At 38.4% G+C, this 12,168-nt stretch carries 9 protein-coding genes; 3 read left to right on the top strand and 6 right to left on the bottom strand.

Annotated features, from left to right (window positions below; translation table 11 throughout):
• Positions 1-77: 77 nt before the first annotated feature.
• The 5 genes from GMD1S_RS00735 to uvrB all read right to left on the bottom strand — a co-directional run bounded on the left by GMD1S_RS00735 (position 78) and on the right by uvrB (position 6,087).
• A complete protein-coding gene (locus GMD1S_RS00735; protein ID WP_000159691.1) occupies positions 78-521 on the bottom strand; it encodes a hypothetical protein in 444 nt (147 codons plus the stop codon).
• Positions 499-1,056, bottom strand: a complete 558-nt coding sequence (locus GMD1S_RS00730) for a hypothetical protein (protein ID WP_000440206.1) — start codon at positions 1,054-1,056, stop codon at positions 499-501. Before GMD1S_RS00730 ends, GMD1S_RS00735 begins: the two co-directional genes overlap by 23 nt.
• 495 nt (positions 1,057-1,551) lie before the next feature.
• The gene (locus GMD1S_RS00720) at positions 1,552-2,055 is read right to left on the bottom strand and encodes a hypothetical protein (protein WP_001049350.1); all 504 of its coding nucleotides are present in this window, start codon (positions 2,053-2,055) and stop codon (positions 1,552-1,554) included.
• A 158-nt stretch (positions 2,056-2,213) separates the two neighbouring features.
• On the bottom strand, positions 2,214-4,079 hold the full coding sequence (locus tag GMD1S_RS00715) for a DUF2971 domain-containing protein (RefSeq protein ID WP_001284940.1): 1,866 nt from the start codon (positions 4,077-4,079) through the stop codon (positions 2,214-2,216).
• A 19-nt stretch (positions 4,080-4,098) separates the two neighbouring features.
• Positions 4,099-6,087 (bottom strand): excinuclease ABC subunit UvrB, encoded by a 1,989-nt coding sequence (uvrB, locus tag GMD1S_RS00710; protein WP_000610414.1) that lies wholly within the window; start codon positions 6,085-6,087, stop codon positions 4,099-4,101.
• A gap of 180 nt (positions 6,088-6,267) precedes the next feature.
• Between uvrB and GMD1S_RS00705 the strand changes: the two genes are divergently transcribed.
• The 3 genes from GMD1S_RS00705 (at position 6,268) to zwf (ending at position 10,810) form a co-directional block, all read left to right on the top strand.
• Positions 6,268-8,433: an ABC transporter substrate-binding protein/permease gene (locus tag GMD1S_RS00705; RefSeq protein ID WP_000726967.1), complete on the top strand. Its 2,166-nt coding sequence runs from the start codon at positions 6,268-6,270 to the stop codon at positions 8,431-8,433.
• A complete protein-coding gene (locus GMD1S_RS00700) occupies positions 8,433-9,173 on the top strand; it encodes an amino acid ABC transporter ATP-binding protein (protein WP_001096337.1) in 741 nt (246 codons plus the stop codon). Before GMD1S_RS00705 ends, GMD1S_RS00700 begins: the two co-directional genes overlap by 1 nt.
• A 149-nt stretch (positions 9,174-9,322) precedes the next feature.
• Positions 9,323-10,810: a glucose-6-phosphate dehydrogenase gene (zwf, locus tag GMD1S_RS00695; RefSeq protein ID WP_000096108.1), complete on the top strand. Its 1,488-nt coding sequence runs from the start codon at positions 9,323-9,325 to the stop codon at positions 10,808-10,810.
• Between the two features lie 44 nt (positions 10,811-10,854).
• Here the strand turns inward: zwf and ftsY are convergent, their stop codons facing one another.
• Complete coding sequence (ftsY, locus tag GMD1S_RS00690; RefSeq protein ID WP_000522283.1) at positions 10,855-12,165, bottom strand: signal recognition particle-docking protein FtsY; 1,311 nt, start codon at positions 12,163-12,165, stop codon at positions 10,855-10,857.
• Between the last annotated feature and the right edge of the window lie 3 nt (positions 12,166-12,168).

The following is a 12,168-nucleotide window of genomic DNA, read 5'->3' as shown; positions in this document are numbered from 1 at the left end:
GAGGTCTTCAATCAGACAGATATTGGTTAAAATAGTTGCTTGGGCACGGGACATAGATTTGCTCGCTTTCTAAGTTATTAAAATGTATCTTCGTTGTATTTTACTTCTGACTTCATGATAAAGGGATTGATCAATTCATGATGGTCATAAGTAGTACGGGCCAAAAAACCTCTAGCAATGATGATTTCCTTATCTTCTATACGATAGTCTATATTGATAGGGACGGCTGGATCCGAGATAACTGATAAAACAAAGAATGCTGCAAACCAAAGATAAAGTGCCACTAATCCACTAAATAATTGAAAAATGAGGTGATACCATTGAAAATCTCTTGTTCTATAAAAGATTCTCCAGGGATGGATTAGGAAGGTTAAACAAAGAATGAAAAACCAACTATTCCACAAAATCGGCGTAAAAGATAGTCCAAAAACCAGCAACACCAAATGAAGAACCACAAAGGTCAGCAAAGCCAAATAAAGTGTCTTAAACGAAATTAACTTAGTTAGATTTTCTTTTGTCATGATTATTCCTCTTTTTGTCCTTATATTTCAAAATGACCATTAATATCGCTGGAATGATGAAAAAGATCAGATAGGTAGCAATTGGAAGCCAGATGTAGTGATAATCGATAGATAATAGGGAAGGAATTTTTTTAACATTTCTCCCTTTCACCCCAACAAGTAAGTGGAGGAGAAAAATAGGTCCGTTTATGAATAGAAAAGTTTTTAAAAATCCTTGTACTGAAGCCTTATTGCTAAAACCATCTCTAAAAATACCTTGATAGAATGTGTGCACCAAAAAGACAAAATTCATAATAATTGGCAAGAGATAGGACATTTCTTGATATGATTTCGGGATAAGTGACGTCCCGAACAATACATACATGATACCAAAAATAGATAATAATATTATACCACCATCCATAAAAGAAGCAATCTTTGAATGTCTTTCCTGCCACAATTGGACGTGAGCTATCAAAGAATACTTTTTATGGATTTTTCTCATTTGTCTGTTCTGTTGTTTGATCTTCTTTTGTCTCTTAGTCTTTCGTTCCATTTACGCCTCCTTCTGCTCTTTTCTATCCGTATAATCAAAAGCAAAATGCCCAGCCCCAAGAAAAAGAAAAAGAGATAACTTACAATAGGGACCCAGACATATGCTGGATCCATAGAAATTATGGGAGGGAAATTCGTTGACTTACGACGTCCTAGCCAATTCAGACCTACCAAGAGATGAAAGGGAAAAAGAAGACCATTAAACCCAATAAATCCCCATGAAAAGTAACGCCATTTCTGAAGTTTATCACTACTAAAACGAAAGACAAGGAAATAGGTTGATAAGATCAGAAGGATAAGATTGAAGCTTAAGGGGGAAAGATAGTTTATGTTCGGTAATAGGTAACTAATGTAAGAGGCGGCAAGAAATGATACAAACATAGATCCAAATAACACACTCGTATCCAAAAGTTGAGCAATCCTTCTGTGCCTTTCCATCCAAAGAAAAATCCTATTAGTCCAAGAAGACTTTTCTTTTGTCTTGTACTTCATTTGTCTACTCATCTTCATTTTCATCTACTCCTTTTTTTGAACCTTTAGAGAGAAAGAAGATTGCCAAAGTTAACATCAAGACTAGAAGGTAGACGACAATAGGAAACCAGATATAGGATGACTCCAGTGAAAACAAAGGTGAGAGAACGACTCTTCCTCTTTTTCTCACACCAATCAGTTGAAAAATGAAGCTAAGGATATTGATATAAATAAAGGGTTCACAAAATCTTTTAAGGGTCCTTTCTTTTTTAGTTTTCATTGACAAAAAGAGAGCATAGAACCTATTACCCAAGATAAAAAGATTCAATTGCAAGGGAAATAAAAGCTCTCTGTACCGAAAATCAGCTGGAATGCTCTTGTTCTGTGATGTTGTAAATTCTATAACTAGGAACAAGCTGATATAAAAGGTAATATCAAGCATAAATTTGAAAAATCGATGCCCTTGTAACCAAAAACGAACAGAATCTAAGCTCGATGACTTCTTATAATTCTTCTCTTTCAAATTCATAATAACTTCCCTCTATTTAAAATATAATCTAAAATGTAAAGGTGGTATGGGTTCAAAGTTAAATTTTAAGATTTAAAATTTTTCAATTAAGTTTGCATTTTCTATTTTAATCTCACTAAATTCTCTCAAACCACCTTCTGCTTTATGTCATCCTCAACTTAACGATAAGGGATCTTTGAACTTTCTATTTCTATATCAGGATTGGCAAGTTTGAGGTAAGGAGCAATATAGTCTGCATCCGTAATTTTGGGACCTAGGATAACTTTTGAGTATTTCAGAGGAAGTAAATTGATATATACAAATAAATCATATCTGCCATTATCTTTTGGGCTTAATACAATATACTTCCTAAAATCATTATAGTTAACCTTGTCAAAAATCTCTAATCCAATTTCTTCCTTCTTCAAGCTAAAATCATTATAGTTGACTTTATCAAAAACTTCTAACCCAATTTCTTCTTTCTTCAAGTATTTCTCATGTGAATTAGTATCTCTATTAATAATATTTTGTATCGCTGTATCATCTAAATTAATTAAAATACGATACTCCATTTCATACTCATAGTCTTTAACTTTAAAAAGGTATGAAATCTTCTTCAATTTCTCAGCAAAACTTTTTAATTCTTTTTCAGCTTCCAGCTCTTTCAATTTTTCAAATATCTGTTTTAAATTATCAAGAGATTTACCAACATCTGTTTCATCTTTATTCTCTGACATTAAATCTAAATAATGAACTTTAACAAACTCTATCGATTTATGAGCAACGATATGTTCAAGATAAGACATATCATATTCAAGGAATGCTCCCTGAGAGGAATCAGCATACTCCTTCCACATAGGTAAACTATCAGAAACTATAGTTAAGGAAGATATAAACACATTAGAAGTTTGATATTGTTGGAAAAACGTATTATCTATACCCAAATAATCATATATTACTCTTCCTTCCATTGGGTCATTTAACTGTTTTAGATTAGTAAGTCGTAAAAATGGAGGTTGAGTTTCAGAATTATTTTCATTTTTCCAGTCAGCTTTTATGAGAAAATTTGTTAAAGTATCAATCTTAGTATAATGTCCAAAGGAACCAATTTCTTTCAACTCATTTGCATCAACTGTCAATTTAGAGCGTATATAGTATATAATCTTATCCGCTTGTTTTAAAAGTTGATTAGCTTCCGATGACTGGATGAATTCTGAATCACTTTGCTCATTTAAATAATCATTATCATACTTCTCAATTAACTTAATAGCTTGGTTGCAGATGATATCCGAATCATTTTCTTCTGCTATCTTTCGAACAACATCAATCGAATCTTTAATTACAACATTAAAGTGTCTTGATACAAAATCCAAATATTTCCCAACATAATCAGATTGAGGGTTATTGATATAATAGTTATTTATTATCTTTAAGTGCTCAAATTGAAAAAGTGAAACAACCTCATCTAATCGGAAATACGCATATATAGCATCTTCAAAACCATTATTTTCAAATATAAATCTGATCAATGATTCATATTTCCTCTTAAAATAGATTCTTCTATCTTCTGGTAAACTATTTTGGTTAAATAATTGATAAAAAACTGTAAGTATGCTAGGAGCGAGTAATTTAGCTTCCTCAAAACCATCATCTAACACTAATTCAAGAATTCTTAAAAAATAACTTCCATCTTCAAACAATATAGAATATTCTTCATATTCCTTTGTAAAAAATAAATATCTATACAAAACAATAAAATATTCAAAATTTTCAAACCAATCAAATAACTGGACATTATTTAATAATATTTTATTTAGTGCAACTAATATATTTTTTGCTGTAGTCTTACCTATTTTTTCTATTAAATTCATACAAACATACAAGACAATTCCAGCATATTTTAATTGTTTTTCTTCAGATAACTTTAAATATTGATTACAAAAATTTTCAAGTTCGTATTTCAGTTTATTTTCGTCCAAGGAACCAAAATGATTCTCTAATTCAGATTCACTAAATTTACCTGTAAAATAATGTAAATTTGCCATTTCATCTCCTACTAACACCCTAATCCAACGCCTTCACTTCCAGCATCATATCGCGGATCTGAGCTGCGAGTTCAAAGTCAAGCACTTCGACAGCTTCTTGCATTTGTTTTTCCAGTTTTTTGACGAGTTCCTTGCGCTCTTGTTTGTTGAGGCTATTGATATCGACTTCCTTATCCTCTTCTTTAGAAACTGCCTTGGTTACGGAGATTAGGTCACGAATTTCTTTCTTAATGGTTTGTGGAACGATACCATGCTCTTCATTATAAGCCATCTGGATTTTCCGACGACGGGCCGTTTCATCAATGGCACGTTGCATAGACTGAGTCATCGTGTCCGCATACATGATGACATGCCCTTCGCTGTTACGAGCAGCACGACCAATGGTCTGGATTAAGCCACGTTCGTTACGAAGGAAACCTTCCTTGTCAGCATCGAGAATAGCAACCAAGCTTACCTCGGGAACGTCAATCCCTTCGCGGAGCAGGTTGATTCCGACCAAGACATCAAAAACACCCAAACGTAGGTCACGGATAATCTCCGTCCGCTCCAAGGTCTTAATGTCCGAGTGCATGTACTTAACCTTGATGCCCATTTCCTTGAAGTAGTCGGTTAAGTCTTCTGCCATTTTTTTGGTCAAGGTTGTAATAAAGGTTCGTTCATTCTTTTCAACACGGGCATTGATTTCACCTAGGAGGTCATCAATCTGTCCCATAGTTGGACGAACTTCCACCTCTGGGTCTAGAAGTCCTGTCGGACGAATGATTTGCTCAATCACTGTCTCGGTCTGTTCATTTTCATAGTCACCTGGTGTCGCTGAAACATAAACAATCTGGTGAACATGACTTTCAAACTCTTCCCGACGGAGAGGACGATTGTCCAAGGCAGAAGGCAAACGGAAACCATAATTGACCAACATTTCCTTACGTGAACGGTCTCCATTGTACATGCCCTTAATCTGCCCCATGGTCATGTGACTTTCATCAATCATGATTAAGAAATCATCTGGGAAGAAATCAAGAAGCGTATAAGGAGGCTCTCCTTCACTACGACCATCCATGTGGCGTGAGTAGTTCTCAACCCCATTTGTATACCCCATCTCACGCAGCATTTCAATATCATACTCTGTGCGCTGTTTCAAACGCTGGGCTTCTAGCAGTTTGCCTTCCTTTTCAAAGACAGCCAACTGCTCCTCCAACTCTGCCTGAATCTTAGCAATCGCAACCTCCATGTGGTCATCATTGGTCACAAAGTGAGTGGCAGGGAAAATCGCCAAATGATCCACTTCTCCCAATACCTGACCTGTCAAAGCCTCAACTTCACGGATACGGTCGATTTCGTCTCCGAAAAATTCTACTCTAAAAGCGTGTTCATCACGAGAAGCTGGGAAAATCTCCACCACATCTCCGCGAACGCGAAATCTTCCCCGTTGGAAATCAATATCATTGCGTTCAAACTGTATATCTACCAAGTCATTCAAGAGTTTATCACGAGAAATCTCCAGACCTGGACGGAGACTAACGACGCTATCAGAATATTCCTTGGGCGAACCCAAACCATAGATACAAGAGACAGAAGCCACTACGATGACATCATTGCGCTCCAGAAGGGCTGAAGTCGCCGAGTGACGGAGCTTGTCAATCTCGTCATTGACCGAGCTATCCTTCTCTATATAGGTATCACTAGAAGGGACATAGGCCTCAGGTTGATAATAATCATAGTACGATACGAAGTACTCAACAGCATTTTCAGGGAAAAATTCCTTGAACTCCCCATAGAGCTGACCAGCCAGAGTCTTATTGTGGGCAATAACCAAAGTTGGTTTATTGACTTTGGAAATGACCTGACTCATGGTATAGGTCTTCCCTGTACCCGTCGCCCCCATCAGAATCTGAGCCTTCTCTCCACCCTCGATATTATCGACCAACTGCTCAATCGCTTGTGGTTGATCTCCTGAAGGTTGGTATTTTGATACTAGTTTAAATTTATTATCTGTAATTCGATTTATCATGATCGCCTCATCTTCATTTTTCTATCCTTCTATTTTACCATAAATTTACTTTTCAGACTCCTCTCTAAGTTGATAAGAGCGAGTATTTCATGTTACATTTCCTTACATAAATTTCATAAAATTTGCCTTTTCATTCATTTTCTGATATAATGGGAAAATATTCGGAAAAGGAGACTAAAAATGAAGAAAAAAATACTAGCATGTTTGCTCATTTTATTTCCCATTTTCTCACTAGGTATGGCAAAAGCTGATACTGTTAAGATTGTGTCTGATACAGCTTACGCACCTTTTGAGTTTAAAGATTCAGATCAAACCTATAAAGGGATTGATGTTGATATTATCAATAAAGTCGCAGAAATCAAAGGATGGAACATCCAAATGTCTTATCCTGGCTTTGATGCAGCTGTAAATGCGGTGCAGTCAGGTCAAGCAGATGCTATTATGGCAGGTATGACAAAAACAAAAGAACGTGAAAATGTCTTTACCATGTCTGATACTTATTATGATACAAAAGTTGTCATTGCTACCACAAAGTCAAATAAAATCACCAAATATGAGGAACTTAGCGGGAAAACAGTTGGAGTTAAGAACGGAACTGCCGCTCAACGTTTCCTCGAAAGTATCAAAGATAAATACGGTTTCTCTATCAAAACCTTTGATACAGGTGATTTGATGAATAACAGTCTAAGTGCTGGTGCTGTAAATGCCATCATGGATGATAAACCTGTTATCGAGTATGCGATTAACCAAGGACAAGATCTCAGCATCAATATGGATGGTGAGGCTGTTGGAAGCTTTGCCTTTGGTGTCAAGAAAGGGAGCAAGTATGAACACTTGGTTACCGAGTTTAACGAAGCCCTAGCACAAATGAAGAAAGATGGTAGCTTGGAGCAAATCATCCAAAAGTGGACGGCTTCTAAAACTACGGCAAGCCCAACGACAACTACTGCTGCTGGACAAAAAGCTACTCCTGTGAAAAGCAAGTACATTATTGCCAGCGATTCATCTTTCGCCCCGTTCGTCTTTCAAAATTCAAGCAATCAATACACCGGTATTGATATGGACCTCATCAAGGCCATTGCCAAAGACCAAGGTTTTGAAATTGAGATTACCAACCCAGGATTTGACGCAGCCATCAGTGCTGTTCAAGCTGGACAAGCAGATGGTATCATTGCTGGTATGTCTGTAACAGATGCCCGTAAGGAAACCTTCGACTTCTCAGAATCATACTACACTGCAAATACGATTCTTGGTGTGAAAGAATCAAGCACAATTGCTTCTTATGAAGACCTCAAGGATAAAACTGTCGGTGTTAAAAACGGAACTGCTTCTCAAACGTTCCTTACTGAAAATCAAAGCAAATACGGCTATAAGATTAAAACCTTTGCAGATGGCGCTTCTATGTATGACAGTCTGAATACTGGATCTATTGATGCCGTGATGGACGATGAGCCAGTTCTCAAATATTCTATCAGTCAAGGGCAAAAATTGAAAACACCAATCGCTGGAACTCCAATTGGAGAAACAGCCTTTGCAGTTAAAAAAGGTACTAATCCAGAATTGATCCAGATGTTCAATAATGGACTTGCGAACCTCAAAGCTAACGGAGAATTCCAAAAGATTCTTGACAAGTATCTCGCTAGCGAATCTTCATCTGACTCTACAAGTACAGTTGACGAAACTACTATCTGGGGCTTGCTTCAAAACAACTACAAACAACTCCTTAGTGGTCTTGGAATCACTCTTGCTCTAGCGCTTATTTCATTTGCAATTGCCATTGTCATCGGTATTATCTTCGGTATGTTTAGCGTCAGCCCATACAAATCTCTTCGTCTGATCTCTGAGATTTTCGTTGACGTTATCCGTGGTATTCCATTGATGATTCTTGCAGCCTTCATTTTCTGGGGTATTCCAAACTTCATCGAGTCGATTACTGGCCAACAAAGTCCAATCAATGACTTTGTAGCTGGTACTATTGCCCTCTCACTCAATGCGGCAGCTTATATCGCTGAAATTGTTCGTGGTGGGATTCAAGCTGTTCCAGTTGGGCAAATGGAGGCCAGCCGCAGTCTTGGTATCTCTTATGGAAAAACCATGCGTAAGATTATCTTGCCACAAGCGACTAAATTGATGTTGCCAAACTTCGTCAACCAGTTCGTTATCGCTCTTAAAGATACAACCATCGTATCTGCTATCGGTCTGGTTGAACTCTTCCAAACTGGTAAGATCATCATAGCCCGTAACTACCAAAGTTTCAAGATGTATGCAATCCTTGCTATCTTCTATCTTGTAATTATCACGCTTTTGACTAGACTAGCGAAACGCTTAGAAAAGAGGATTCGTTAATGGCAAAACTAAAAATTGATGTAAATGATTTGCATAAGTATTATGGAAAAAACGAAGTTTTAAAAGGAATTACAACTAAATTCTATGAAGGAGATGTTGTCTGCATCATCGGTCCTTCTGGTTCTGGTAAATCCACTTTCCTCCGTAGCCTTAACCTTCTCGAGGAGGTAACGAGTGGCCACATCACAGTGAATGGTTATGATTTGACTGAAAAATCAACCAATGTCGACCATGTTCGTGAAAACGTGGGAATGGTCTTCCAACATTTCAACCTCTTCCCTCACATGTCAGTCCTAGAAAATATCACTTTTGCACCTATTGAACACAAACGAATGACCAAAGAAGAAGCTGAGAAATTGGGGATGGAGTTGCTGGAGAAAGTCGGTCTTGCAGACAAAGCTAATGCTAACCCAGATAGCCTATCAGGTGGTCAAAAACAGCGTGTAGCTATCGCTCGTGGACTTGCCATGAATCCTGATATCATGCTCTTTGATGAGCCAACTTCCGCTCTGGACCCTGAGATGGTTGGAGATGTACTGAATGTTATGAAGGAATTGGCAGAGCAAGGTATGACCATGATTATCGTAACCCATGAGATGGGATTTGCTCGTCAGGTGGCTAACCGTGTTATCTTTACGGCTGATGGTGAATTCCTGGAAGATGGAACTCCAGATCAAATCTTCGATAACCCACAACACCCTCGTCTAAAAGAGTTCTTGGACAAGGTCTTAAATGTATAAAACAAAACTGTAAGGTTCTCCTTACAGTTTTTTAATTGCGTATTGGATTTTTTGTTTTTTTTGAAAATTATGATAAAATAAAAACTATGATAATGAGGAAATCTCATCCCTAGTCCAACTAGGAAAAAATATAGAAATTAGGTAGCTAGATGTCATCAAAGGTTATTGTTACAATTTTCGGTGCGAGTGGAGATTTAGCTAAACGCAAACTCTACCCTTCCCTTTTCAGACTCTATAAATCAGGCAATCTCTCTGAGCATTTTGCTGTTATCGGAACAGCTCGTAGACCTTGGAGTAAGGAATATTTTGAATCTGTAGTTGTCGAATCCATCCTTGATTTGGCAGATAGTACCGAGCAAGCCCAAGAATTTGCTAGCCACTTCTACTATCAAAGCCATGATGTGAACGATACGGAACATTACATTGCTTTGCGCCAATTACAAGCTGAGCTTAACGAAAAATACCAAGCTGAACACAATAAGCTCTTCTTCTTGTCTATGGCACCTCAGTTCTTTGGAACTATTGCCAAGCACCTCAAATCTGAAAACATTGTTGATGGCAAAGGTTTTGAGCGCTTGATCGTTGAGAAACCATTTGGTACAGACTACGAAACAGCTAGCAAACTCAATGAAGATCTCCTTGCAGCCTTTGATGAGGAGCAAATCTACCGTATTGACCATTACCTAGGTAAAGAGATGATTCAGAGTATCTTTGCTGTTCGTTTTGCCAACATGATCTTTGAGAATGTTTGGAATCGCGAACACATCGATAATGTTCAGATTACCTTTGCGGAACGCTTGGGTGTAGAAGAACGCGGTGGCTACTATGATCAATCTGGTGCCCTTCGTGATATGGTGCAAAATCATACTCTTCAACTCCTCTCTCTTCTAGCCATGGACAAACCAGCTAGCTTTACAAAGGATGAGATTCGTGCTGAAAAGATAAAGGTCTTTAAAAACCTCTATCATCCAACTGAGGAAGAATTGAAGGAACAGTTTATCCGTGGTCAATATCGCTCTGGTAAAATCGATGGCATGAAATACATTTCCTATCGTAGCGAGCCAAACGTCGATCCTGAATCTACAACAGAAACTTTCGCATCTGGCGCCTTCTTTGTAGACAGCGATCGTTTCCGTGGTGTTCCCTTCTTCTTCCGTACAGGGAAACGTCTGACTGAAAAAGGGACTCATGTCAATATCGTCTTTAAGCAAATGGACTCTATCTTTGGAGAACCGTTAGCGCCAAATATCTTGACCATCTACATCCAACCAACAGAAGGTTTCTCTCTCAGCCTTAACGGTAAAGAAGTTGGAGAAGAGTTCAAACTTGCACCTAATTCGCTTGACTACAGAACTGATGCGACTGCAACAGGTGCTTCACCAGATCCTTATGAAAAGCTAATCTACGATGTATTGAATAACGATTCAACTAACTTTAGCCACTGGGATGAGGTAAGTGCTTCTTGGAAATTGATTGACCGTATCGAAAAGCTCTGGGCTCAAAATGAAGTTCCGCTCCACGACTACAAGTCCGGAAGCATGGGACCACAAGCAAGCTTTGACTTACTAGAGAAGTTTGGAGCAAAATGGACTTGGCAACCCGATATCGCCTATCGTGAAGATGGCCGTTTAGAATAGCAAAAATATCCTGCAAGATTGACTTGCAGGATATTTATTTTGTATTAAATCAAGCCTTCTAAGAGACCCTTCATAAAGTTTTCTGAGTTAAATTCCCCGATATCATCGATTTTTTCACCGAAACCAATCAATTTTACAGGGATATTGAGTTCTTCTCGAATAGCTAGTACAACACCACCTCGGGCAGTTCCGTCAATTTTTGTCAAAACAATTCCAGTCAATGGTGTTATCTTAGAAAATTCCTTAGCTTGTACCAAGGCATTCTGTCCAGTTGACGCATCAAGGGCAAGGAAGGTTTCATGAGGTGCTTCTGGAACGACACGCTTGATAATGCGACCAATCTTTTCCAACTCAGCCATAAGGTTGTCCTTGTTTTGCAGACGACCTGCTGTATCAATCATAAGGATATCAATCCCTTCAGCTACAGCACGTTCCATCCCATCAAAGACCACACTTGCTGGATCAGCCTTTTCTGGCCCTGTCACAACAGGAACATCCACACGACGACCCCATTCAGCTAGCTGAGCCACTGCACCCGCACGGAAGGTATCTGCCGCAACTAGCATGACTTTCTTGCCAGCTTGTTTGTAGCGATGAGCCAATTTCCCGATAGAAGTTGTTTTCCCAACGCCATTGACTCCGACAAAGAGCATGACAGTCAAACCATCTTGAAAATGGATTTGTTCATCGTAGTTGCCATCCTTCTCATAGAGTTCAACCAATTTCTCGATAATGACTCGACGGAGTGCGTCAGGCTTCTTAGCATTTTCGAGTTTGGCTTCATAACGTAGTTCTTCTGTTAAGTTTGAAGCGACCTGCACACCGACGTCGCTCATGATGAGCAGTTCTTCCAATTCTTCGAAGAATTCTTCATCGACAGAACGGAAGTTGGCAAAGAAGGCATTCAAACGAGCACCGAATCCTGTACGGGTTTTCTTGAGACTGCGGTCATATTTTTCCTGTACAGTTTCTTCAACCTGAGGAAGTTCTTCTTCTACTACTTCAGAAGCTAACCCTTCTTCGAACTCTACAGTTTCTTGGCTCTCTTCTTTTAGAATTTCTTCCGGCTCTTGGAATCGTTCCAGTTCATCAGATTCTGGCTCAAGCTCTTCCTGAGCAGTTTCCTCAACTGCTTCTGGTTCAATCACTTCTTCTGTCAAGACCTGAGGAAGTTCTTCTTGAGCAAGAGTTGCTTCCACTTTGTCCCTTGCTGTCTCTTCCTGACTTGTTTCTTCGACTGCCGTTTGGTTTTCTTCAACCTCTTCTGACAAATCAAGATTTTCCAGAGCTTCTTTAACAATATCTTCGATTTTCGGCTCTTCTTTTTTCCCGAATAGACGGTCAAATAATCCCATATT

Origin of the sequence: Streptococcus sp. GMD1S (assembly GCF_000296875.1) — a bacterium.
GTDB lineage: Bacteria > Bacillota > Bacilli > Lactobacillales > Streptococcaceae > Streptococcus.
Note: the sequence above shows the minus strand (reverse complement) of the source record. Positions and strands in the feature narration are given on the sequence as shown.

Excerpts from the sequence above, each read along its gene's own strand:
- GMD1S_RS00730 (WP_000440206.1), bottom strand. The coding sequence starts at position 1,056 with ATGGAACGAAAGACTAAGAGACAAAAGAAGATCAAACAACAGAACAGA.
- uvrB (WP_000610414.1), bottom strand. The coding sequence starts at position 6,087 with ATGATAAATCGAATTACAGATAATAAATTTAAACTAGTATCAAAATAC.
- GMD1S_RS00735 (WP_000159691.1), bottom strand. The coding sequence starts at position 521 with ATGACAAAAGAAAATCTAACTAAGTTAATTTCGTTTAAGACACTTTAT.
- GMD1S_RS00720 (WP_001049350.1), bottom strand. The coding sequence starts at position 2,055 with ATGAATTTGAAAGAGAAGAATTATAAGAAGTCATCGAGCTTAGATTCT.
- GMD1S_RS00700 (WP_001096337.1), top strand. The coding sequence starts at position 8,433 with ATGGCAAAACTAAAAATTGATGTAAATGATTTGCATAAGTATTATGGA.
- GMD1S_RS00705 (WP_000726967.1), top strand. The coding sequence starts at position 6,268 with ATGAAGAAAAAAATACTAGCATGTTTGCTCATTTTATTTCCCATTTTC.
- GMD1S_RS00715 (WP_001284940.1), bottom strand. The coding sequence starts at position 4,079 with ATGGCAAATTTACATTATTTTACAGGTAAATTTAGTGAATCTGAATTA.
- zwf (WP_000096108.1), top strand. The coding sequence starts at position 9,323 with ATGTCATCAAAGGTTATTGTTACAATTTTCGGTGCGAGTGGAGATTTA.
- ftsY (WP_000522283.1), bottom strand. The coding sequence starts at position 12,165 with ATGGGATTATTTGACCGTCTATTCGGGAAAAAAGAAGAGCCGAAAATC.